This is a genomic window from Pseudomonas sp. ef1 (assembly GCF_007293365.2).
GTDB classification, from domain to species: domain Bacteria; phylum Pseudomonadota; class Gammaproteobacteria; order Pseudomonadales; family Pseudomonadaceae; genus Aquipseudomonas; species Aquipseudomonas siliginis.
The window spans coordinates 1,243,672-1,266,394 of record NZ_CM129815.1 but is presented as its reverse complement, the minus strand read 5'-3'; the positions used below and the strand labels follow the sequence as shown (position 1 = coordinate 1,266,394).

General features: G+C 60.3%; 19 protein-coding genes and 1 pseudogene. 9 read left to right on the top strand and 11 right to left on the bottom strand.

Features of this window, described 5'->3' with window-relative positions:
- Nucleotides 1-69: 69 nt before the first annotated feature.
- From FEE99_RS05875 to FEE99_RS05850, 6 genes are all read right to left on the bottom strand, one after another.
- On the bottom strand, nt 70-816 hold the full coding sequence (locus FEE99_RS05875) for a 2OG-Fe dioxygenase family protein (protein ID WP_041477502.1): 747 nt from the start codon (nt 814-816) through the stop codon (nt 70-72).
- Nucleotides 817-1,047: 231 nt separating this feature from the next.
- Nucleotides 1,048-2,352, bottom strand: a complete 1,305-nt coding sequence (locus FEE99_RS05870; RefSeq protein WP_041477501.1) for an OprD family porin — start codon at nt 2,350-2,352, stop codon at nt 1,048-1,050.
- Between the two features lie 453 nt (nt 2,353-2,805).
- On the bottom strand, nt 2,806-3,018 hold the full coding sequence (locus tag FEE99_RS05865; RefSeq protein ID WP_041477500.1) for a hypothetical protein: 213 nt from the start codon (nt 3,016-3,018) through the stop codon (nt 2,806-2,808).
- Between the two features lie 245 nt (nt 3,019-3,263).
- A complete protein-coding gene (aguA, locus tag FEE99_RS05860; RefSeq protein ID WP_041477499.1) occupies nt 3,264-4,370 on the bottom strand; it encodes an agmatine deiminase in 1,107 nt (368 codons plus the stop codon).
- Nucleotides 4,370-5,248, bottom strand: coding sequence for an N-carbamoylputrescine amidase (gene aguB, locus FEE99_RS05855; protein ID WP_041477498.1), 879 nt, complete (start codon nt 5,246-5,248; stop codon nt 4,370-4,372). Before aguB ends, aguA begins: the two co-directional genes overlap by 1 nt.
- Nucleotides 5,249-5,553: 305 nt before the next feature.
- A complete protein-coding gene (locus FEE99_RS05850; RefSeq protein WP_041477497.1) occupies nt 5,554-8,466 on the bottom strand; it encodes an aminotransferase in 2,913 nt (970 codons plus the stop codon).
- 161 nt (nt 8,467-8,627) lie between these two features.
- Between FEE99_RS05850 and rfbC the strand changes: the two genes are divergently transcribed.
- Genes rfbC through FEE99_RS05830 form a run of 4 tightly spaced genes read left to right on the top strand, consistent with a single transcriptional unit; the run spans nt 8,628 to nt 12,855 of the window.
- Complete coding sequence (gene rfbC / locus FEE99_RS05845) at nt 8,628-9,173, top strand: dTDP-4-dehydrorhamnose 3,5-epimerase (protein WP_041477496.1); 546 nt, start codon at nt 8,628-8,630, stop codon at nt 9,171-9,173.
- A gap of 42 nt (nt 9,174-9,215) precedes the next feature.
- On the top strand, nt 9,216-11,024 hold the full coding sequence (locus FEE99_RS05840; protein WP_041477495.1) for a sensor histidine kinase: 1,809 nt from the start codon (nt 9,216-9,218) through the stop codon (nt 11,022-11,024).
- Entirely contained in the window at nt 11,021-12,403 is a 1,383-nt protein-coding gene (locus tag FEE99_RS05835; protein ID WP_041477494.1) for a sigma-54-dependent transcriptional regulator, read from the top strand. Before FEE99_RS05840 ends, FEE99_RS05835 begins: the two co-directional genes overlap by 4 nt.
- On the top strand, nt 12,400-12,855 hold the full coding sequence (locus FEE99_RS05830) for a YiiD C-terminal domain-containing protein (RefSeq protein ID WP_041477493.1): 456 nt from the start codon (nt 12,400-12,402) through the stop codon (nt 12,853-12,855). The genes FEE99_RS05835 and FEE99_RS05830 overlap by 4 nt, the downstream gene beginning before the upstream one ends.
- Before the next feature lie 203 nt (nt 12,856-13,058).
- Here FEE99_RS05830 and cysQ read toward each other — a convergent pair whose 3' ends face one another.
- Both cysQ and nudE read right to left on the bottom strand, forming a co-directional pair.
- A complete protein-coding gene (gene cysQ, locus FEE99_RS05825; RefSeq protein WP_041477492.1) occupies nt 13,059-13,886 on the bottom strand; it encodes a 3'(2'),5'-bisphosphate nucleotidase CysQ in 828 nt (275 codons plus the stop codon).
- Nucleotides 13,887-13,893: 7 nt separating this feature from the next.
- Nucleotides 13,894-14,463: an ADP compounds hydrolase NudE gene (nudE, locus tag FEE99_RS05820; RefSeq protein WP_041477491.1), complete on the bottom strand. Its 570-nt coding sequence runs from the start codon at nt 14,461-14,463 to the stop codon at nt 13,894-13,896.
- 88 nt (nt 14,464-14,551) lie between these two features.
- On the opposite strand from nudE, the gene yrfG reads away from it, so the two are divergent.
- A complete protein-coding gene (gene yrfG, locus FEE99_RS05815; protein WP_041477490.1) occupies nt 14,552-15,214 on the top strand; it encodes a GMP/IMP nucleotidase in 663 nt (220 codons plus the stop codon).
- Between the two features lie 97 nt (nt 15,215-15,311).
- Here yrfG and lysM read toward each other — a convergent pair whose 3' ends face one another.
- Entirely contained in the window at nt 15,312-15,752 is a 441-nt protein-coding gene (gene lysM, locus FEE99_RS05810; RefSeq protein WP_041477489.1) for a peptidoglycan-binding protein LysM, read from the bottom strand.
- A gap of 137 nt (nt 15,753-15,889) precedes the next feature.
- Between lysM and FEE99_RS05805 the strand changes: the two genes are divergently transcribed.
- From FEE99_RS05805 to FEE99_RS05790, 4 genes and pseudogenes are all read left to right on the top strand, one after another.
- Nucleotides 15,890-16,777 carry a LysR family transcriptional regulator gene (locus tag FEE99_RS05805; RefSeq protein ID WP_024011190.1) on the top strand — a complete coding sequence of 296 codons (888 nt, stop codon included), beginning with the start codon at nt 15,890-15,892 and terminating at the stop codon, nt 16,775-16,777.
- 92 nt (nt 16,778-16,869) lie between these two features.
- A complete protein-coding gene (gene fdhD, locus FEE99_RS05800; protein ID WP_016772170.1) occupies nt 16,870-17,709 on the top strand; it encodes a formate dehydrogenase accessory sulfurtransferase FdhD in 840 nt (279 codons plus the stop codon).
- The gene (locus FEE99_RS05795; RefSeq protein ID WP_041477488.1) at nt 17,706-20,054 is read left to right on the top strand and encodes an FdhF/YdeP family oxidoreductase; all 2,349 of its coding nucleotides are present in this window, start codon (nt 17,706-17,708) and stop codon (nt 20,052-20,054) included. The genes fdhD and FEE99_RS05795 overlap by 4 nt, the downstream gene beginning before the upstream one ends.
- A 332-nt stretch (nt 20,055-20,386) precedes the next feature.
- Nucleotides 20,387-20,862: pseudogene (locus tag FEE99_RS05790) on the top strand (glycine zipper domain-containing protein).
- Between the two features lie 55 nt (nt 20,863-20,917).
- Here FEE99_RS05790 and FEE99_RS05785 read toward each other — a convergent pair.
- Nucleotides 20,918-21,337, bottom strand: a complete 420-nt coding sequence (locus tag FEE99_RS05785; protein ID WP_071174077.1) for an acyl-CoA thioesterase — start codon at nt 21,335-21,337, stop codon at nt 20,918-20,920.
- A 102-nt stretch (nt 21,338-21,439) separates the two neighbouring features.
- On the bottom strand, nt 21,440-22,666 hold the full coding sequence (locus FEE99_RS05780) for a 3-hydroxyacyl-CoA dehydrogenase (RefSeq protein ID WP_041477486.1): 1,227 nt from the start codon (nt 22,664-22,666) through the stop codon (nt 21,440-21,442).
- Nucleotides 22,667-22,723: the final 57 nt, after the last annotated feature.

Genomic DNA, 22,723 nt, shown 5'->3' with positions numbered 1-22,723 from the left:
TCCTTGGCGGTGGCGCGGCGCAGTACCACTGGCGTCGAGCACTCGACGCCGTCGATTGGGGTGATCTGATTAGCGAACAATGTCGAAAGCGGTCCCGGGCCGCGAGAAGGAAATCGCCAGAATCTGCCGGTACGCCATGGCATGGGTGTGGGTATTGCGCGCCGGGGTCACGTAATGGCGCATGTCGCGGTCGAGGAAGAAGGTGGTATCGAGAATTTCCTCGTAGGTGGTCGCCGCCAGTTGATGCTCGTGGATGTCGTACAGTCGACTCTCGGCACCCTCTACGTTACTGCGCCCCCAGAAGTGCACACCGCTGAACGGATAGCCGTCGCAATGAATACCTTCAGGAGTGATTTCCAGCTGTTTGCCGGGTTTGATCTCGATGCGGATCTGATGGATCTGGCACTGCCAGATTTCATCGTGCAACTCTTCCGGCAGCACACTTTTGTACACTTCGAAATCGGTGTCGATCAGGCTGCGCATCACCGGGGAAGAGATCACTTCTTCGGAAAAGTCCTGAAAGTGCCGTACCACGCCACCGACGTAAGCGTTGTTCTCTTTCGATTGCACGTAGGCGCGATGCTCAAGTTGCTTGAGTTCGCGGGTTTTCGGGTTGTATTCAAAGTCGCTGTAACGACGATAACGCATGCCGGCTTCGGCCTGACCGTAATAGCTGTCAGGCTCCATGTTTTCCCAACTTTTGGTCAGTCTGACGAAGTCGGCAAAATGACCGTAGAGATTGAAGTCACCACCCTGGACGTTGACAAACTTGTCGCGCCGTAGCGATTCGCCCACTTCTCTGTTCAAAACGATCATTACCAAATTCTCCGCTGCGTTGAACGCCCTAATCTATTGGGTGGAGAATTGGCGTCCATGAGAAAGAATTTCAGGCATTTGAAGCACTGCTTGAAACGGAATCTGCAGCGCTTGAAAAACGACTTTTATATGACAAGAACACCGGTTATTTGCGGTTTTCGCTGAAAAACCGGCGAAAAAAAACCCCGAACGAATCGGGGTTTTCTCATTTTTCTTACAGCGGATCGATCATCAGAAGATGTTGATCGGATAGTCCACGAATACACGCAGCTCGTTACCGCTGACGTTGTACTCGCTGGATTTCTGCGACACGCGCAGGATCGAGCTGCGCAACTTCACGCTCAGGTCTTTGGCCGGGCCACTCTGCACGACGTACTTGAACTGGTTGAAGATTTCGCGCTCGGTGCCGCCTTCGCTGGTGGACGTGGTGATGTTGTCGCCGCGCACGTAAGCGAAGTTGTAGCTCAGACCCGGAACGCCGAACGAACCAAAGTCCAGACCGTAACCCAGCTGCCAGCTGCGTTCGTCTTCGGCGTTAAAGTCAGACCAGTAGGAGTTGGCCAGATAGATGGAGTTACCACCGTCGCCGACACGCCCCTGATCTTTCTGGTAGCCGCCGTAGGCATAACCGAGGTTGCTGTCGCCGGTGGAACGCTGGTGCGCCACGGTGAACGAGTGCGGGCCGGTGGCGAAGGTGGCTGCCAGGCTCCAGATCTTGTTGTCGCGACCGGTGACGATACTTTCGCCCGGCACGGTGTTTTCGCGTACGTACGAGCTGTCCAGCTTGGTGCGATAGCCGTTGAAATCCAGGGTCAGCGACTGATCCTTGTTGAACGGAATCACATAGTTGGCGTTCACGTACTGTTTCTTCAAGACGTCCTCAACGTCGGAGGCGTACAGCGCGCCTTTGAAGTGTTCGGTGAACTGATAGCTGCCGCCCAACACGTTGATCGACTTCAGACCGCCGCTGTCACGGCCTTCATCGCTTTTGCGCGATTCGGCGGTGAAACGACCGGCGTTCAATTCCAGGCCTTCGATTTCACGGGAAGTGACCAAAGTACCGGTGTAGCTTTCCGGCAGCAGACGCACGTTGTCGTAGCTCAGCACCGGTAGGGCCGGCATCTGGTCGCCGTAGGTCAGTACGGTGTTGGATACACGAAACTTGACCGCAGCACCGCCCTTGGCGATGTCGTGGTTCGCGCGACCATCATTTTCCTGCCTGAAGAAGTCGATGCCGCCGGCGCCGCTACGGCCCTTGCCGCCGTCCAGGCGCAATGCGTACAGACCGAAAGCGTCCACACCGACACCTACGGTGCCTTGGGTGAAGCCCGACGAGAACGTACCGATGGCCGCTTGGCCCCATTCGGCCTTGTCCTTGTTACCGTCTATGTAATCACGATTGATGTAGGCGTTGCGCAGCAGCACTTTCAGGCTGCTGTCTTCAACGAAACCCTTGGATTCGGCCTGGTCGTTAGCCATGGCCTGTGTAGCACTCAACATCCCCAGTGCGATCAGACTGATTCGCTTGTTCAACATTTTGTTTTCCTTATTACGGGTTGAAACGCGCTGTGTCGAACGGCTGAAACGGCGCTTTCTGCACTCTTGTATTCACCCCGAAACAAAAAAGCCCGCCGACGTAACGTCCTGGCGGGCCTGCTCCTTATTTTGAGTCATGGCGGTTAGCCACAGGCGTTGGGCCGAATCGTAGCCGCGCCCTGAACTGTGTGTCAATTTCAAGAATCGTCTTTAAATAGGCGAAAAACGTCTAAGAAACGTAATTTTTTTGCTGGGCGGTTGCAGAAAAATGAGGTTAAGCAGGGAGTTCTGAACTGTGGGAGCGAGCCTGCTCGCGAACGCGCATAAAGTCATTGGCAGTGCTGACGCCTTTGCGAGCAGGCTCGCTCCCACCTTTGAATGCCTGTGGATAAAAATCAGGCCAAAAAAAGCGCCGCCATCCCGGCAGCGCTTTTTGACCAATCCCTGTTGTTCCTATCCGTCCATCACATCCCACAAGGCTTCCAGCTCGGCCTCGCTGAACAGGCCAGCGGGGTAACGCTCGATCATCATCCGGCGCGGATCAGGTTGTCTGATCTGACGCGTTCCATTGGACTTCAACCAGTGCGCGACAAGCTGGAGCGATTCGCCGTTGACGGCCATGGGATGCACAGTCCGCTCGCTGACTACGTTCACTTCGGCGTTCATTTCAGCGCTCTCTCCCCGTTCGTGAGCGGCTACGTTATCCAAGGTTTGTGACAGAACTGTTGAAGTTCCCCTCCCTCCCTAGTGCATCAGGAGCAATACAAGAGCTATGCCAAGGCGACTCGAATGTCGACCGGAGGATACAAACAAGCCCACGGTCCTGACGGGCCGCGGGCTTGCTTTCATGCTGAGCGAGCTAATCATTGCCTGGCTGATTTGTGAATCAACTCAAGCTGTTACGACTCAACTCACTCTTTGTGCGGCGCTGGCTGCTGTTGGGTAAGGCAGTGAATATTGCCGCCACCCAGTAACAGTTCACGGCCCGGCACCATCACCACTTCGTGCTGCGGGAACAGCTTCTGCAGAATTTCCCTGGCCGGGGCATCCATCGGGTCGTCGAAGCTCGGCGCGATGATGCCACCGTTGACGATCAGGAAGTTCACGTAGGAACCGGCCAGACGCACGGAAGGATTGCGCTCCTGCGAACCGTCCACCGCATCGACGCCGGCACACTCTTCTTCGGTCGCGTACAGCGGCCCCGGAATCGGCATTTTGTGCACCGTGAACGGGCGGCCCTTGGCGTCGGTGCTGCTTTGCAGCACTTGCATCGCGGCCTGGCAGCGCGGGTAGTTCGGATCCTGCGGATCATCGGTCCACGCCAGCAGCACTTCGCCCGGACGCACGTAGCAGCAGAAGTTATCCACATGGCCGTCGGTTTCATCGTTGAACAAGCCATCCGGCAACCAGATGATCTTGTCCACAGACAGGTTGTCGCTGAGTACGGCTTCGATTTCTTCGCGACTCAGGTGCGGGTTGCGATTGCGGTTGAGCAAGCATTCTTCGGTGGTGATCAGCGTGCCTTCGCCGTCGGCATGAATCGAACCGCCTTCGAGCACGAAACCTTCGGTGCGGTAACGTGGACTGCGTTCGATCTCTAGGATCTTGCCGCCGACCTGCGAATCACGGTTCCACGGTGCATACAGGCCGCCATCGAAACCGCCCCAGGCGTTGAAATCCCAGTTCACACCGCGCACTTCGCCATGGTTATTGATAACGAAGGTCGGGCCGCTGTCACGAACCCAGGCATCGTCGCTGGACATTTCCACCACGCGGATATTCGGCACATCGAGGCGCGCGCGGGCGTTTTCGTATTGGCCGGCGGAGACGGCAACGGTCACCGGCTCGAAGCGGGCGATGGCTTTGGCCACTGTGGCGTGCGCGGCCTGCGCCGGTTTGCCACCCAGACGCCAGTTGTCCGGGCGCTCGGGCCAGATCATCCAGGTCTGGGTTTGTGGCGCCCACTCGGCCGGCATGTAGAAGCCGTCGGCGCGCGGGGTACTTTTCAATGTGGTCATCAGGACTCCAGGGAACCGTCGAGGGTTTTCAACGCGCCGTACAGATTCGGCCGGCGGTCGCGGAATGAACCCCACGCGCTGCGAATATGTTCCAGCTCGTCGAGGTTGAACGTGTGCACAAGAATACCTTCTTCGGTTTTATTCAGCTCCTGCACTTTTTCGCCGAACTGGTTGGCGATGAACGAAGAGCCATAGAAGGTGATGTCGTAGCCGTCCTGCTCTTCATTGCCGATGCGGTTGCTGGCAACCAGCGGCATCAGGTTGGCGCCAGCATGGCCCTGCTGCACCCGCTGCCAGTGGTCGCGTGAAGAGATGGTCTTGTCGTGCGGCTCGCTGCCGATCGCGGTTGGATAAAAGAGAATTTCCGCGCCTTGCAAGGCCATGCTGCGCGCCGCTTCCGGGAACCACTGGTCCCAGCAGATGCCGACGCCGATTTTCGCATAACGGGTGTTCCATACCTTGAAGCCGGTGTCGCCCGGGTTGAAGTAATACTTCTCGTGATAGCCCGGGCCGTCCGGAATGTGGCTTTTACGATAAATCCCGAGGTTGCTGCCGTCGGCGTCGATGATCGCGATGCTGTTGAAGCGTGCACGCCCGGCCAGTTCGTAGAAGCTGATCGGCAGCACCACTTGCAGCTCTTTGGCAATTTTCCGGAAATGCTTGATGGCGACGTTTTCTTCAACCGTCGTTGCCAGTTGCAGGTAATCCGGATTGGGCTTCTGGCAGAAGTACGGTGCCTCGAACAGTTCCTGGATGAGGATGATCTGCGCGCCTTTGCCGGCGGCTTCACGGACCAGTCTTTCAGCGGTTTCGAGGTTGGCTTCCAGGTCCCACGAACAGGCCATCTGCGTGGCGGCGACGGTAACGATACGGCTCATGAATCATCTCCGGGCTAGTGCTTTGACGGTCGAAGAATTCAACCGAAAAGAAAACGCGCGCACCGGACAAGAGATCGCCATGCCGGAGCAATGGCGAATTTATAACCGATAAATATCGGCTTTAAAAGCTATAAATAAGTAATCTCTTCGTTTGAACGCTAATTAAATCGATACAAATCGGACTTGAGAGCGAAAACAAATGTGGGAGCGAGCCTGCTCGCGAATGGGCTGTGTCAGTCACCGCATGTGGCGACTGATACACAGCTTTCGCGAGCAGGCTCGCTCTCAAAGGGGATGTGCCTTGCTTACAGGCCTTCGCTCAACACCCGATCCAGCATTTCGACGAAGAAATCCACGCTCTGGCGCGACGTCACCATCGGTGGCTTGATCTTGAGGATGTTCAAGTCATCGCCCGTCGGCTGCATGAAGATCCCCAACTCGCGCAGGCGATCACACAGCAACGCTGTCTCGGCGGTTGCCGGTTCCAGCGTCTGGCGATTGCGGATCAGCTCCAGCCCCAGATAAAACCCGGAGCCGTGCACCGCGCCGACCAGCGGATGTTTATCGATCAACGCTTCCAGGCGCGCCTTGAAGTAACCGCCGACGACCTGGGCGTTTTCCCAGAGCTTTTCCTCCTCCATCACATCGAGCACCGCCATGCCGATCTGGCAACTGACCGGACTGCCGCCCGCCGACGAGAAGAAATAACCTTCGGCCTCCAGCGCCTCGGCGATTTCCCGGCGGGTGATCACCGCGCCAAGTGGCTGGCCGTTACCCATGCCTTTGGCCATGGTGATGATGTCCGGCACCACGCCCTGCTCTTCGAAGCCCCAGAAAAAGTGGCCCATGCGCCCGTAACCGACCTGCACTTCGTCAGCGATGCACACACCGCCCTGCGCGCGGACCTTTTCATACACCTGCGGCAAATAGCCCGGCGGTAAAGAAATACCCCCGGCATTACCGTAGACCGGCTCGCAGATGAAACCGGCCAGTTGCCGCTTTTGCTCGGCCAATTTTTGCAGATGATGCTCGACGCTGCGCACGTAATCCGGCGCCGAATCGGCGCCACGGAATTCGCCACGATAAGTATTCGGCGCCGGCACCGGGTGCACCCAGTCCGGGCGACTTTCCAGCGCCCTCGGGTTGTCGGCAATCGACGTCGATACCGCATCGGCACCGATCGTCCAGCCGTGATACGCCTCGAGCACGCTGATCATGTCGCGCCCGCCGCTGAAAGCCCAGGCCAGACGAATCGCCAGGTCATTGGCCTCGCTGCCGCTGTTGACCAGGAACACGCGATCCATGCCCTTCGGCGCCAGCTTGAGCAAGCGCTCGGAAAACTCGGCGACCGCCGCATAGTTGAAGCGCGAATTGGTATTGAGCAACGACCACTGCCGCGCCGCGACCGCCGCCATCCGAGGGTGACCATGGCCGAGAACCGCGACGTTGTTGAGCATGTCCAGATAGGAGCGGCCCTGCATATCAATCAGGTGATTGCGCCAGCCGCGTTCGATACGTGGCGGGTCAACGTAATAGTGTTTTTGCGTGCGGGCGAAACTGGCATCGCGGCGTTCAAGCAGGGTTTGCGCGTCCAGCTCAGGCTCGGCGTCGCAGGCCAGCCCGAGCAAGGTCGCCGGCGACGGGCACGACGCCTGCCACGCGGATGCACGGGACGGCGTGCAGAACAGCGGCGCGTCGAGTTCCGCTCCCCGGCACATCTGCACAAGCAGCGGCCCCGTGACCGCACCGAGCTTCTGGCCTCGATCCAGTGCCGCGCCATGGCCAAGAACTGCCGTCACGCCCCACAGGCGAACGCTGAACTGCGGGCCATCGAGTTGCAGCGCCCCGTTTACCGCTTGATTCAGAACGCCGGCGAACGGTGCTTGAACTTCGGTTCCGGTCGGCACACGTAATTCGACATGCAACGGGAACGTATCCGGTTCAGCCGCACTGTCCGGGCGGGTGCGTGACAAGCGGTACTGGCCATAACGCGTCGCCGCCAGCCCATGCACCGCTGCGGCTTCTGTCAGCAAGCGCTGATCAATGCCCGGCTGCTCCCAATTGCCCGCTTCGAAGTGCGGACTCAACACGCCCAGATCGATCAGCGCAAATTCACGCCCGACCAGCCCGGGCAACAATGGTGCAAATTCTGTGTTTTCAGCCTCCGGCACGGTCTGTCCCACGGCTGTGAGAATCGCCGCTTCCATCAGCGCCTGTGGCACCGATGTCGCGACGCGAAAGATTTCCCACTCGTGACTGAGATTGTCGCGGCTATAAGTATTGCCGGGATCGATGCTCACCTGTTGCTCGCCACTGAGCACCAGCACCGCCGCCCGCGCCACGATCAAGGGCCACAGCGCTTGCAGTTCGGCGTACTGCAACGGATTGACCGCGTGATACGCCTTGACCGCCGGCAGGATGACAAACGGATCGCCATCGGCGTGATGCAGCAAAGCCGCACAGGTTACCGACAGATCGGTGATGCGCCAGGTGCGCACCAGATCACCGAAGTCGATCACACCCTGCAATTGCCAATGCCGCTGGGCATCACGCGCCCAGACGACGTTGTCATCGGTGATATCCATGTGAATCGCCTGCACCGGCAGCTTGTCCAGCAGCGGCTGCAAACGGCGCTCGGCCTGCTCGGCGGCAGCGCTGATCACCGCACGCTGCTGCACGTCTGAGATCACCGGCAACAGATGACTGATCAAAGCGTTGGCGTGACGCGCGTCCCACTGCAAGGTGCGTTCAAGGCCCGGGTGATCGAAGCCTGCCAGCGCCAGATCCATCTCGCCACAGAGTCGGCCAAACCCGGCGACCACGTTCTGGCCAAGATGATCGAAATCGGTCAACGGCTGCCCGTCGATGTACTCCAACAACCGCACATGCACCGTTTCGCCATTGGCTTGCAACGACAACAGATCTGCACCGTTGTTGGCTGCGATGACGCGCGGCACCTTGATCGCCGAGTGCTCGGCCAGATAATTGAGGCCTGCGTGCTGGGCTTGCAGCTCCACAAGAGCGTAGTCGCCACGACAGACTTTCAACACGAAGCGCCCATTTGCGCTGTCGACGCGGTAATTCAGATCCTGCTGGCTGCCCAGCGCCTGCAGCGTGCCGCCAAGTCCGTAATATTCGGCCAGCCATTGCAGCGCCTGCGCCTCTGAAACCTGCGGACCGGGCAAACTGGCGCGATGAATCAACGTGGCGAGCGGCATGAAACGACCCCTGAAATTTTATTAGGCGCTTATATCGCCATTGCCTTGGCGGTTAAGCAACCCCCAGCGTGACTGAACGGCCCAATTCAAACCGAACACTCGCGCCCTGCAGCACTTTGCGCAAGAATGTCGGCCATTCACACCTATCAACGGAAATCCTCATGAATGTCATCACCACCGACCTGCCCGGTGTTCTGATCATCGAACCCAAGGTGTTCGGCGACGAGCGCGGTTTTTTCTACGAGAGTTTCAATGCCAAAGCGTTTCAGGACGCCACCGGTCTGGATACGCAATTTGTGCAAGACAACCATTCGCGCTCGCAAAAAGGCGTGCTGCGTGGTCTGCATTACCAGTTGCAGAACACCCAGGGCAAACTGGTTCGCGTGACCGCGGGTGAAGTGCTTGATGTGGCGGTGGACATCCGTCGCAGTTCGCCGCATTTCGGCAAGTCGGTGGCGGTGCGCCTGTCGGCGGAAAACCATCGTCAACTGTGGGTGCCGGAAGGTTTCGCTCACGGTTTCGTGGTGCTGAGCGAGTTCGCCGAATTTCTCTACAAGACCACCAACTACTACGACCCGTCTTCCGAGCGCAGCATTCGCTGGGATGACCCGGCGTTGGGCATCGACTGGCAACTGGACGCAGCGCCGAAGCTGTCGGCCAAGGACCAGGCGGCCGCGCTGCTCAAGGACGCTGACGTCTTCGCCTGAGGCCGGGCATAATGCGCCTGTCCCTACAGGCGCTACCGGCTCATGAAAGCATCTCTCCCTCGCAGACCTCGCTGGCGCAGCCTCGCGCTGTTGGCCCTGTGCCTGGCGCCGCTGCTGTGGCCGCTGGAACATCTCGCCGAACGCTATTACCGCAGCGAACTCGCCGGACAGAATCGCCAGACCCTCGATCTGTACGTCGCCAACCTGCTCGGCACCCTGCATCGCTATGAAGTGTTGCCGCAGATTCTCGGCGATCTGCCGGCCCTGCGCGCGGTGCTCGGTGCGCCGGACGACGGCGTGACGCAAGGCAACGCCAATCGCCTGCTGAAAAACATCGCTGCGCAGACCGGCGCTGAAGTCATGTATCTGATGGACACGTCAGGCCAGACTCTGGCGGCGTCGAACTGGGACAAACGCGACAGCTTCGTCGGCCGCAACTTCGCCTTCCGCCCGTATTTCAGTGAAGCCATGGCCGGGCGCCTCGGACGCTTCTTCGGCCTCGGCACCACCTCGGCCAAGCGCGGTTATTTCTTCGCCGCGGCTGTGCGCAGCGGCGAGAAAATCATCGGCGTGCTGGTGATCAAGGTTGACCTCGACCACACGGAAAGCCTGTGGGGCAAAACCCCGGAACAACTGCTGGTGACCGACCATAACGGCGTGGTCATCCTGACGTCACGCCCGGAATGGCGTTTCCGCTCCACTCGCGAGTTGAGCGATGCCGAGCGCGCCGCGATCACCGCGATCCAGCCCTACCCGACCCGTGAACCCCGGCCGCTGAACCTGAGCCCTGACGCCTGGCTGACGCAGACCCACGACATCGCCGAGACCGGCTGGAGCGTGAGCATCCTCGCCCCGCGCACGCTGATTGATCGTCCCGTGCGCACGGTGGTCGCGATCGGCGGCGCCACACTATTGGTGGTGATGCTGCTGGTGGGTTTGATGATGCAGCGTCGCCGGCACTATCTGGAGCGCATCGCCTTCGAGGCCAAGGCGCGCCGCGAACTGGAAGGCCGGGTGGCCGAACGTACCAGCGATCTGGAAGGCCTCAACCGCCGTTTGAAACAGGAAGTGCTCGAGCGTGAGCAGGCGCAGCAGGAGCTGGTGCGCGCTCAGGACGATCTGGTTCAGGCCGGCAAATTGTCGGCACTGGGGACCATGTCGGCGAGTATCAGCCACGAACTCAATCAACCGCTGGCAGCGATTCGCAGTTATGCGGAAAACGCCGAAGTGCTGCTCGATCATCAGCGCACCGAGGACGCGCGCGGCAACCTCAAGCTGATCAGCGAACTGACCGGGCGCATGGCCTCGATCATCGCCCATTTGCGTGCCTTCGCTCGGCGCGATCGCCACGCACCGGAAAGCGTCGCTCTGCAACCGGCGCTGGACGATGCGCTGGCATTACTCGCCAAACGTCGGCGCAGCATGGAAGTCGAACTGATTCGCGACCTGCCCGCCGCGACGCTGTGGGTCGAGGCCGGCGAAACCCGACTGCGCCAGGTGCTCGGCAATCTGCTGGCCAACGCCCTCGATGCGCTCACCGAAAAAGGCCCGCCGCGCAAGTTGTGGCTGAGTGCCGAAGCCACCGCCGACGGCGTCAATCTGTACATTCGCGACAACGGCCCCGGGTTCTGCATGGAAGCTCTTGGCCGCGCCAGCGAGCCCTTTTACACCACCAAGACTCGCACCCAGGGTCTGGGTCTGGGACTGGCCATTTGTGAAACGCTGATGCGCGCATTTGGTGGCGAGCTGTCGTTCGCCAACCACAAACAAGGCGGCGCCCTGATCACCCTGCGCCTGCGCGCCGGCGCGCCCGGAGTCAGCCTGCAACCGTCCGAGGATCGAAGTGCATGACCATCGACAATCGCATCCAGGTAGTGTTGATCGACGACGATCCGCACTTGCGCCAGGCTCTCGGCCAGACCCTGGACCTGGCCGGCCTGAAAATTCTGCCGCTGTCCGAAGCCAAGGGCCTCGCCGCACAGCTTGAGCGTGACTGGCCAGGTGTGGTGGTCAGCGACATTCGCATGCCGGGCATGGACGGCCTCGAGCTGCTCAGTGAATTGCACGCACAGGATCCCGAGTTGCCGGTGCTGCTGATCACTGGCCATGGCGACGTACCGCTGGCGGTGCAGGCGATGCGCGCCGGCGCTTACGACTTTCTGGAAAAGCCCTTTGCCAGCGATGCACTGCTCGACAGCGTCCGTCGCGCCCTCGCGCTACGGCGGCTGGTGCTGGACAACCGCAGCCTGCGTCTGGCCTTGAGCGACCGCAACGAATTGAGCGCTCGGCTGGTCGGCCATTCGACGCCAATGCTGCGCCTGCGTGAACAGATCGGCGCGCTGGCGGCGACCAAGGCCGACGTGCTGATCCTCGGCGAAACCGGTGCCGGCAAAGAAGTCGTGGCCCGCGCGCTGCACGACTTGTCGAGCCGCCGCAACGGTCCGTTCGTAGCGATCAACGCCGGCGCCCTGGCGGAATCGGTGGTGGAAAGCGAACTGTTCGGTCACGAGCCCGGCGCCTTCACCGGGGCGCAGAAACGTCGCATCGGTAAATTTGAATTTGCTAATGGCGGCACGCTGTTTCTCGACGAAATCGAAAGCATGAGCATGGACGTGCAAGTGAAACTGCTGCGCATGCTGCAGGAGCGGGTCGTCGAGCGCCTGGGCGGCAATCAGTTGATCCCGCTGGACATCCGCGTCATCGCCGCGACCAAGGAAGACCTGCGCCAGGCGGCGGATCAGGGTCGCTTCCGCGCCGACTTGTATTACCGCCTCAACGTCGCGCCGCTGCGCATCCCGCCGCTGCGCGAAAGGGGCGAAGACGCACTGGTGCTGTTCCAGCATTACGCCGATGAAGCCAGCGCCCGCCATGGCTTGCCGCCCCATGAGCTGCAGCCGGCACACCGCGCCCTGCTGCTGCGCCACACCTGGCCGGGCAATGTACGTGAACTGCAAAATGCCGCCGAACGCTTCGCCCTCGGCCTTGAACTGGCACTGGACAACAGCGCTGACGGCAGCGGCGGCGCGCCCGTAGAAGTGGTCAGCGGCGGCCTTAGCGAGCAAGTGGAAAACTTCGAAAAATCGTTGATAGCCGCTGAACTGGCGCGCTCGCACAGCTCGGTGCGCAGCCTCGCCGAAGCTCTGGGTATTCCGCGCAAGACCCTGCACGACAAGCTGCGCAAACACGGTCTGAATTTCGGCGACAGCAGCCACGGGGAAGACAACGAATGAGCAGCGAAAGCGAATACCTGCAAACGGTGCTGCATCACGACATTCCGCTGACCGCCGAAATGGGCCTCGAGGTGCTCGAGTGGCGCGAGCAGCAACTGAGCCTGAACCTGCCGCTCGCACCCAACGTCAATCACAAGAGCACCATGTTTGGCGGCAGCCTTTACTGCGGCGCGGTGCTGGCCGGCTGGGGCTGGTTGCATCTACGTTTGAAGGAAGAAGGGATTACCGACGGACACATCGTCATTCAGGAAGGGCAGATCAGTTATCCGCTGCCGGTGACCGGGGACGCCGTGGCGATCTGCCCGGCGCCGGATGCGGCAGTCTGGAAACGGTTCGTGGCGATGTATCGGCGATATGGACGGGCGCGGCTGACGCTGGATACGCGGATACTGAATGCGGGAAGTGAGGACGAGGCGGTGAGATTTACCGGGCAGTACGTTTTGCACCGTTGAAGATCAACAGCCCCTCACCCTAGCCCTCTCCCGAGGGAGAGGGAACCGATACGGGGATGCTACAGATTTACGTCGACCTGAAACTGCTTCGCCGAATCCACAATCGACTCGATTCCCCAGGTCGATGCATAGCGCCAGACAACTCGGTCGGCTCCCTCTCCTGGGGGAGAGGGCTGGGGTGAGGGGAATTGCGGATCAGGCAGTTAGCCTCGGGCCAACTCCAACAACCGTCCGCGCCACGCAGCCTTCGCCGGCAGCGCCAGAAAGAACTCGTTCAACAGCGATTCCCGCGCTGGGTAACTGAACGCTTCACCCTTCAAATCCAGCACCTCGCCCCCCGCCCCTTCCAGCACGCCCTGCGCTGCCGCCGTGTCCCACTGCGAAGTCGGCGCCAGTCGCGGATAGCAATCAGCAGCACCTTCGGCCAACATACAGAACTTCAAGGAACTGCCGATATTGGCCAGTTGCAACTCACCAAGACTGGCGCTCAACCCGACCAGCAAACGCTCTTGCTCGGGACTTGAATGTCGACGGCTGGCGACCACGGTAAACGCCTCGCCCGGCGCAGGCACATCGCGCACCTGAATCGCCGTCGGCGTACCGCCCTCGTCGCCACGCCAGGCTCCAAATCCGGCACCGCCGACATAAAAACGACCGTTGGTCGGCATCGTCACCACACCAAACACCACTCGGCCATTTTCGATCAGCGCGATGTTGACAGTGAATTCTTCGCTACCGCTGATGAACTCCTTGGTACCGTCCAGCGGATCCACCAGCCACCAGCGCTGCCAACCGGCGCGCACGCTTTGCGGGATGTCGGCGTCCTCTTCGGATAGCACCGGAATGCTCGGATCCAGCGCCGTCAGCCCGGCAACGATAAGGTGATGGGCGGTCAGGTCGGCGGCCGTGACCGGCGAATCATCGGACTTGGCCGTGACTTCAACGCCGGCGCGCCAGAACGGCAGAATCGCCTCGCCAGCCTGTAAAGCCAGCGCAACCACAGGTGCCATCAGCGGATGGGGAAAATTCATCGACGTCTCACTCATAGCTGAACACCCCGCGCTGGCTCAGCAGGTCACGGGTCAAATACAGCGCAGCCAAGGCGCGGCCCTCGGAAAATTGCGGATTCTGCGCCAGTGCCGACAGTTCGCGCAGGTTGACCTTGTCGACCCGCATCGGCTCCGGCTCATCACCTTCCAGCCGCTCTTCATACAGGTCGGTGGCCAGCACCACTTGGATTTTCTGGCTCATGTAACCGGGCGACAGCGACAGCTCGGTCAGATGTTCCAGTTGACGCGCGCCATAACCGGCCTCTTCCTTGAGCTCCCGCTCGGCCGCTGCCAGCACGTCTTCGCCCGGCTCGATCAGGCCTTTGGGCAGAGACAGTTCGTACTCGTCAGTGCCGCCGCAGTATTCCTCGATCAACACTGCGTGTTCGGCATCAAGCATCGCGACGATCATCACCGCGCCGTAGCCCGCACCCTTGCCGACCAGACGCTCGTAAGTGCGCTCCACGCCATTGGAAAATCGCAGCTTGAGTTCTTGGACGCGAAACAGGCGACTGGTGGCGACGATCTCGCGGGCAAGTACGGTGGGTTTCTGGCGCATGCAAAGCTCCTTGGCGTGAACGCGCTACTATAACGCGGCTTTCCCGATTGTTTGCGTCGGATATCCTTTCACCGTTCGAGACGTTGCCATGCCTTCTTTACCGTGGTCCGACATCGATACCGTTCTGCTCGACATGGACGGCACGCTGCTGGATCTGCACTTCGACAACCATTTCTGGCTCGAACACCTGCCCCAGCGCTACGCCGAACTGCACGGCATCAGCCGGGCCATGGCCGAGCTCGAATTGCAGCCGTTGTTCGAGCGCCACGCTGGCCAGTTGCAGTGGTACTGCCTGGATTTCTGGAGCGCAGAACTGAAATTGTCGGTGCGTGAACTGAAACAGGAAACTGCCCACTTGATCGCCCTGCGCGCCGATGCCGATACCTTTCTCGGCGCAATCAAACGCGCCGGCAAACGGGTAATCATGATCACCAATGCGCACCGCGATTCGCTGTCGTTGAAACTGGAGCGGATCGAACTCGCACCATACTTCGAGCGGCTGATCAGTTCGCATGACTATGGTTATCCCAAGGAGAACCCGCAGTTCTGGGATGCCTTGCAGGCGGACATAGGTTTTGATCCGGCGCGCAGCCTGTTTATCGACGACACCTTGCCGATTCTGCGCAGTGCGCGGAATTTTGGCGTGGCGCACTTGCTGGCGGTGAAAGAACCGGACAGCCGCAAAGGGCCGAAGGACACCGCAGAATTTGCCGCAGTCGAGGATTACCGCGATCTGATTACCGGACTCTGATCTTTGTAGGAGCTGCCGAAGGCTGCGATCTTTTGATCCTGATCTTAAAAATCAAAGTCAAAAGATCGCAGCCTTCGGCAGCTCCTACATGACTGCGTTATTTTGGAATGCGCAGTTTTTGTCCCGGATAGATCTTGTTCACATCCTTGAGCATCGGTTTGTTGGCATCGAAGATTTTCTGGTACTGGTTGGCATTGCCATAGACGCGCAGGGAGATCGCACTGAGCGTGTCACCTGCCTTGACCTCGACAAACTCGGCAGCCACGACGACCGGTCCGGTCACCGTGATCTGATCATCGACCCTGCCTACGCCCGCAATGTTGCCCAGCGCGAGCAGAATCTTTTCCTTCTCTTCCTGGCTCGCCACTTCACCGGTCACCGTCACCTTGTCGCCATCCACGGTCGCCTGCACGTTGGGATTGCCCAACCCGACCTTGCTGATATGTTCCTTCAACTGCTCACTCGCATTGGCATTGCCTGGGGTCAACAGATCAATCAGCTTCTCACCGGCCTCTTTCACAAAGCTCAACAGACTCATAGCGCACACTCCTTGATTTGGGTTCCAGTCGTCCAAGCCTAGACCACCCAGGCCAAACCCGGTTCCAGTCCGACCAATGACGCTGCCGCGCCGCAGGCGGTAGAATCGCCACACCCCGCCAACCGCCCGGAGCGAAGATGGACATCAAGCAACTGAAATTCCTCATCGCCCTCGACGAAACCCGCCATTTCGGCCAGGCCGCCGCGCGCTGCCACATCACCCAGCCGACCCTGTCGATGCGCTTGCGCAGCCTCGAGGAAGAACTCGACCTGCCATTGGTCAATCGCGGCCAGCGCTTCGAAGGCTTCACCGCGCCGGGCGAGCGCGTGCTGGCGTGGGCGCGCACGGTGCTGGCAGCCTATGACGGCTTGCAGGCGGAAGCGGCGGCCTGTCGCGGCAATCTGATCGGTACACTGCGCCTGGGCGTGGTGCCGCTGTCGAGCTTCGATCCCTTGCCGCTGATGCAACGTCTGCACGCGGCGCACCCGGACCTGCGCTTCGAGCTGTCGTCGCTGAGCTCCGAGCAGGTGCTCGAACACTTGGCGAACAACCGCATCGACATTGGCGTTTCGTATCTGGAGCGTCTGGACAGCGAGCGGTTCGATTCGCTGGCCTTTAACGAGACGCGCATGGGCCTGCTCTATGACGAGCGCTCGTTCAACTTCGGCGAAGAACCCCTGAGCTGGGAATCGCTGATCGAATTGCCGCTGTGCATGCTTACCAGCGGCATGCATTTTCGCCAGTCCATCGACCACAACTTCCACAGCCGTGGCCTGACCCCGCAGCCGCTGTTGCAAACCGACGCCGTGCATCAACTGCTGCAAGCAGTCCACGGCGGTTTTTGCTGCGCAATCATGCCCCTCGACGGCGGCGCGGAAACCCTCGCCGATCACCTGCGCCTGCAACCGATCGAAAATGCCCACACTCTCGCCCCGCTGGGCCTGATCATGCGCCGTGGCGCGCCGCGTTCAGCGCTGGCAGAAGCCTGTTTCGCGCTTTATCAGAAATCGTCAAAAGACGCTTGATCGACGGCATCTATCGGTAGATCGGTAATAGCGATTAGACGCGACAACTTGCCGCGCCTAGTCTTGACCTAGATCAAACCGTCGGTGATGCCATGAACGCCAAGCGTCCAGCCTGCGCGGCGCCAGCAATTGAAACGCCCGCGCCAGCCGCCAGCCAGACCTACAGCTACAGCGATTTACCCTTTGAGGCATCGGCCAGCACCGCGCTGGCCGAGGAAGTCGCGTTGGCGATCGCCTACAACGGCATCAGCCAGGCAGTGATGCTGGTTACACCGACCGACCTCGAAGATTTCATCGTCGGTTTCAGCCTCGGCAGCGGCATCATCGAAGACGCCAGCGATATCTACGATCTGCAACTGACAGGCGCAGGCTCGGCGCAGTACGCGCAAGTGACCATCGCCAATCGCGCATTCTGGAACCTCAAACAGCAGCGTCGGCAGTTGGCCGGCACCAGCGGCTGCGGACTGTGCGGCGTCGAAGCGGTCGAACAGGCACTGCCTGATCTCAAGGTATTGCCGGGCGCCGCCCTGCCACCAATCGAATGGCTCGACGGCTTGCGCCAGCGCATCGGCGCGTTCCAGCCGCTCGGTCAGCACTGCGGCGCGGTGCACGCGGCGGTGTTCATGAACGCCAGTGGTGAACTGCTGCTCGGTCGTGAAGACATCGGTCGGCATAACGCGCTGGACAAGCTGATCGGCGGACTGATCCGCCAGAAGATATCCACAGAGGGCGGGCTGGCGATCGTCACCAGCCGTTGCAGCCTCGAATTGATCCAGAAAGTCTTGCGTGCCGGCATCCAGACCCTGGTCAGCCTGTCGGCGCCTACCGGCCTTGCCGTGCAATGGGCCCGGCGCCACAACCTCAATCTCATCCACCTGCCGCAGAAAAGTGCGCCGCGGGTGTACAGCCCCGCGATGGAGAATCAAGCGTGAGCCAACATCATCAAGCCGACCAGAAACCTGTCCCGCGCTACAAGCCTTACAAAGGTGCCGCCGGCGGCTGGGGCGCCCTGATCAGTGTGGCCCAGGCGTGGCTGACCAGCGACAACGCCCTGAAAAACCTGCGCATGATGCTCAAGACCAACCAGAACGGCGGCTTCGACTGCCCGGGTTGCGCTTGGGGTGATTCGCCGGAGAGCGGCATGGTCAAGTTCTGCGAGAACGGCGCCAAAGCGGTGAACTGGGAAGCGACCAAGCGTCGCGTCGATGCCAAATTCTTCGCCAAGCACAGCGTCACTTCGCTGCTGGAGCAGAGCGATTACTGGCTGGAATATCAGGGTCGCCTGACCGAGCCGATGGTCTACGACGCCGAGTCCGATCGCTACAAGCCGATCAGTTGGGAAGATGCCTTCGCTCTGATCGGCAAGCACCTGCGCAATCTGCCGAGCCCGGATCAGGCAGAGTTCTATACCTCGGGGCGTGCCAGCAACGAAGCGGCGTATCTGTATCAACTGTTCGTGCGGGCTTACGGCACCAACAATTTCCCTGACTGTTCGAACATGTGCCACGAGGCCAGCGGCGTAGCGTTGGCGCAGAGTGTCGGGGTCGGCAAAGGCACGGTGACCTTCGACGACTTCGAACACGCCGACGCGATTTTCGTCTGGGGCCAGAACCCTGGCACCAACCATCCGCGCATGCTCGAACCGTTGCGTGAAGCGGTGAAACGCGGCGCCCAGGTGGTATGCATCAACCCGCTGAAAGAGCGCGGTCTGGAGCGTTTTCAGCATCCCCAGCACCCGATCGAAATGCTCACCAACGGCGACAAGCCGACCAACACTGCGTACTTCCGCCCGGCACTCGGCGGCGACATGGCGGTGCTGCGCGGCATGGCCAAGTTCCTCCTGCAATGGGAACGCGATGCGCAGAAAGCTGGTGAGCCAGCGGTGTTCGATCATGACTTCCTCAATGCCCACAGCGCCAACGTGCTGGAGTACCTCGCCACGGTCGACGACACCGCATGGGAGCAGATCGTCGAGCAATCGGGCCTGACCCTGGTCGAGATCGAGCAAGCAGCGCGCATGTACGCCAAAGGCAAGAACGTGATCATGTGCTGGGCCATGGGCATCACCCAGCACCGTCATTCGGTGCCGACCATTCAGGAAATCGCCAATCTGATGCTGCTGCGCGGCAATATCGGCAAACCTGGCGCCGGTCTGTGCCCGGTGCGTGGTCACAGCAACGTGCAGGGCGACCGCACCATGGGCATCAACGAGCGTCCACCGGTGGCGTTCCTCGATTCGCTGGAGCGTCGCTTCCAGTTCAAGGTGCCGCGTCATAACGGTCACAACGTGGTCGAGGCAATCCATGCGATGGCCGAAGGTCGCGCCAAGGTGTTCATCGGCTTGGGCGGCAACTTCGCCCAGGCCACGCCGGACAGCTCACGCACCTTCGAAGCGCTGAGCAACTGTGACCTGACTGTGCAGATCAGCACCAAACTCAACCGCAGCCACCTCGCTCACGGTAAAGACGCGCTGATCCTGCCGTGCCTGGGCCGTACCGACATCGACATCCAGACCGAAGGCCCGCAAGCGGTGACTGTGGAAGACTCGTTCAGCATGGTCCACGCTTCCAACGGCCAGTTGCAGCCGCTGTCGAACCAGATGCGCTCGGAGCCGTCGATCATCGCCGGCATCGCTGCCGCGACTTTGGGCAGCCAACCGGTGGACTGGAACTGGCTGGTGGCCGATTACGGGCGCATTCGCGAACTGATCGCCGACACCATCCCGAGTTTCAAAGACTTCAACGACAAGATCAAAAACCCGGGCGGCTTCTATCTGGGCAACTCGGCTGGCGCCCGCAAGTGGAACACGCCATCGGGCCGTGCCAATTTCCGCGCCAACCAGTTGCCGAAAGATCTGGTTCACGAACGCACCCGCGCCACCGGCCAGGTGCCGGATCTGATCCTGCAATCGATGCGTTCCCACGATCAGTACAACACGACAATCTATGGTCTCGACGACCGCTACCGTGGCGTGAAGGGCCAGCGTGACGTGCTGTTCGCCAACGAGGCCGACATCATTCGCCTGGGCTTCCGTCCGGGGCAGAAGGCCGACATCGTGTCGATCTGGGACGACGGTCGCGAGCGTCGGGTGAAAGGTTTTACATTGTTGGCGTTCGATATTCCTGCGGGGCAGGCGGCGGCGTACTATCCGGAGGTCAATCCGCTGGTGCCGCTGGAAAGTACGGGGGATGGCAGCCACACGCCGACGTCGAAGTTCATTGCGATCCGGCTGGAAGCGGCGAGTGAGACTGGGTTGATCATGGCTAAATCCGCTTAACCGCGGAGCCAGATCCGGCCCCTTCGCGAGCAGGCTCGCTCCCACACTTGGAATGCATTTCAAAGGTGGGAGCGAGCCTGCTCGCGAATGCGATCGACCTGTCAACAGGTCTGCCGTGGCGAAGATTTTCGACCGCCCACAAAAAAGGCCGTTTCTGCATGAAAACGGCCTGTCCGAAGTAGCTAAAGACCGGCGAAAATCGGTTAAGTTCCGGTGAAAAAACAGTAACTTGCAATATTGTATACAAGTCGTGTTATTCGTCGGATTTTGATTGTCACGCCCATTGCAGAGCTTCAGGATCGGCGCCGTCATCCCTTTGAGGCTCATCCTCTATGAAGTTCTCCTCGATTCTCTTGTTGTCCCTTGGCCTGGTCAGTGGCTTCGCTTCTGCCGGAGGCACCACCGAAGCAGGTGTGGGCGGCGCATTGGGCGGGGTTCTTGGCTCGGTCGTCGGTCAATCGTTAGGCGGCAATACAGGTTCCACCATCGGCGCAGCCCTGGGCGGCGCGGGTGGTAGTGCGGTCGGCGCAGCCGTGGCGAAGCGGCCATCGGCGGTGCACTGGGTGCAGCAGGCGGTAACGTCGTCGGCCGCAGCCTCGGCGGCACCACCGGCAGCCTGATCGGCTCCGCCGCTGGTGGCGGCGCAGGTGGCGCACTGGGTAACTACATGGGCAACAAGAGTGACGACGATGATCGTCGTTACGACCGTCGCCATGATGACCGTCGCTACTACCGCGACCGTGGTCATCCAGGTCGCGGCCATGCCTACGGCCACCGCAAGCATCACAAGTACTATCGCCACCACTAAGGCGAAGGCTTGAACAAAAAATCGCAGCTTTTGGGCTGCGATTTTTTTTGCGCGTCTAGACCACCAGCCGCTCCAGCGCCCCGCGCAAACCTGCCGGAATCGGCACCGGCTGATTGCTCGCCCGATCGACAAACACATGCACGAACCGCCCCGCCGCACACGCCTCGCTTTCGCCGACCTTGAACACAGCCAATTCATATTGCACCGAACTGTTGCCCAGCTTGCCGACCCGCAGTCCGATCTCGATCAGATCGGGGAAAGCGATCGAGGCAAAGTAATCGCAGGCGGAACTGACCACGAATCCCACCACTTCGCCGTCATGAATATCCAGGCCACCGACCTGAATCAGATAAGTGTTCACCGCCGTGTCGAAGAAGCTGTAGTAGGTAACGTTGTTGACGTGACCGTACGCGTCGTTGTCGTGCCAGCGTGTGGTGATGGGCTGGAAGTGAGGGTAGTCGCAGCGTTGATTCATGCAGGGTTCTCGCATTCTCTTAATTGAATTTGATCGTGATGACGAACACTTTACCTGTGGGAGCGAGCCTGCTCGCGAAGGCGTCAGCACAGCCGACTGGTGTCAACGATCAGCAAACCCCTTCCCCTGCGCCGCCAACTCGCCAATCAACCGCGCCGGCTTCCACTGATCGCCCTGGCGTGTCTCCAGCGCCAGCAAGCGCTGATGAATATCCGCTAGCCCCTGCCGATCCGCCCACGCCATAGGCCCACCCTTATCCGCTGGAAAACCATAGCCGTTCAAGTACACCAGATCGATGTCATGGGCCGAGCCGGCAATGCCTTCCTGCAGAATCTTCGCGCCTTCGTTGACCAGAGCCAGCAAACAGCGCTCAAGGATTTCTTCGGGACCGACGTCGCGACGCTGGAAACCCAGATCTTCGCTGACCCGCAGTACCAATGCATCGACCTCGGGATCATGCTCGGCCTGGCGACTGCCCGGCTCATAATGGTAATAACCGTTACCGGACTTTTGCCCGAACCGGCCCATCTCGCACAGGCGGTTATCCACCTGAACTTCGGGCGCATCCTGCCCCTTGCCAGCTAGCTCCCGAGCACGCCATTCCAGATCGATGCCAACCACGTCGTACATGCGAAACGGCCCCATGGCGAAGCCGAAGCCTTGCAGCGCGGTATCCACCTGCTGTGGATAAGCGCCTTCGAGAAGCATCTTGCGCGCTTCCAGTACATACGGATGCAGCATGCGGTTGCCGATAAAACCGTGGCAGTTGCCCGACACCACACTGACCTTGCCCATGCGCTTGCCAAGCGACAACGCTGCCTCGAGTGCCGCTGGCGAGGTCTGCGCACCGCGCACGATTTCCAGCAATTTCATGATGTGCGCGGGGCTGAAGAAATGCAGACCCAGCACCTGTTCCGGGCGCCGGGTCGCAGCCGCGATGGCGTCGATGTCCAGCGCCGAGGTATTGCTCGCCAGTAGCGCCTCAGGCTTGAGCAGACCATCCAGTTCACGAAAGATCTTCTGCTTCAGTTCAAGGTTTTCGTACACCGCTTCGATCACCAGATCGACATTGCGAATCGATGCGTAATCCGCCGCTGCTGATACGCGAGCCATTCGCGCATCCGCTTCGGCCTGATCGATGCGGCCCTGACGCACGTTGTGTGCATAAGTCTCGGCGACCGTCGTCAGCGCCTGCTCAAGCATCTGTGGATTGTTGTCCACCCACTGCACGCTCACGCCGGCATTGGCCAGGCACATGACAATGCCACGGCCCATGGTGCCCGCGCCGATCACCGCAGCTTGCTGGATTTCGAAGGATGCCTGGCTCATGTTGTTCTCTTGTGGGTGGCCCGAAGACAGATTCCAACCTTAGTCAGGCCACGACGC

Excerpts from the sequence above, each read along its gene's own strand:
- aguB (WP_041477498.1), bottom strand. The coding sequence starts at position 5,248 with ATGAGCCGTATCGTTACCGTCGCCGCCACGCAGATGGCCTGTTCGTGG.
- FEE99_RS05830 (WP_041477493.1), top strand. The coding sequence starts at position 12,400 with ATGAGCAGCGAAAGCGAATACCTGCAAACGGTGCTGCATCACGACATT.
- FEE99_RS05850 (WP_041477497.1), bottom strand. The coding sequence starts at position 8,466 with ATGCCGCTCGCCACGTTGATTCATCGCGCCAGTTTGCCCGGTCCGCAG.
- yrfG (WP_041477490.1), top strand. The coding sequence starts at position 14,552 with ATGCCTTCTTTACCGTGGTCCGACATCGATACCGTTCTGCTCGACATG.
- aguA (WP_041477499.1), bottom strand. The coding sequence starts at position 4,370 with ATGACCACATTGAAAAGTACCCCGCGCGCCGACGGCTTCTACATGCCG.
- FEE99_RS05840 (WP_041477495.1), top strand. The coding sequence starts at position 9,216 with ATGAAAGCATCTCTCCCTCGCAGACCTCGCTGGCGCAGCCTCGCGCTG.
- lysM (WP_041477489.1), bottom strand. The coding sequence starts at position 15,752 with ATGAGTCTGTTGAGCTTTGTGAAAGAGGCCGGTGAGAAGCTGATTGAT.
- FEE99_RS05870 (WP_041477501.1), bottom strand. The coding sequence starts at position 2,352 with ATGTTGAACAAGCGAATCAGTCTGATCGCACTGGGGATGTTGAGTGCT.
- FEE99_RS05865 (WP_041477500.1), bottom strand. The coding sequence starts at position 3,018 with ATGAACGCCGAAGTGAACGTAGTCAGCGAGCGGACTGTGCATCCCATG.
- FEE99_RS05780 (WP_041477486.1), bottom strand. The coding sequence starts at position 22,666 with ATGAGCCAGGCATCCTTCGAAATCCAGCAAGCTGCGGTGATCGGCGCG.
- FEE99_RS05835 (WP_041477494.1), top strand. The coding sequence starts at position 11,021 with ATGACCATCGACAATCGCATCCAGGTAGTGTTGATCGACGACGATCCG.
- FEE99_RS05875 (WP_041477502.1), bottom strand. The coding sequence starts at position 816 with ATGATCGTTTTGAACAGAGAAGTGGGCGAATCGCTACGGCGCGACAAG.
- FEE99_RS05805 (WP_024011190.1), top strand. The coding sequence starts at position 15,890 with ATGGACATCAAGCAACTGAAATTCCTCATCGCCCTCGACGAAACCCGC.
- fdhD (WP_016772170.1), top strand. The coding sequence starts at position 16,870 with ATGAACGCCAAGCGTCCAGCCTGCGCGGCGCCAGCAATTGAAACGCCC.
- nudE (WP_041477491.1), bottom strand. The coding sequence starts at position 14,463 with ATGCGCCAGAAACCCACCGTACTTGCCCGCGAGATCGTCGCCACCAGT.
- FEE99_RS05785 (WP_071174077.1), bottom strand. The coding sequence starts at position 21,337 with ATGAATCAACGCTGCGACTACCCTCACTTCCAGCCCATCACCACACGC.
- cysQ (WP_041477492.1), bottom strand. The coding sequence starts at position 13,886 with ATGAATTTTCCCCATCCGCTGATGGCACCTGTGGTTGCGCTGGCTTTA.
- rfbC (WP_041477496.1), top strand. The coding sequence starts at position 8,628 with ATGAATGTCATCACCACCGACCTGCCCGGTGTTCTGATCATCGAACCC.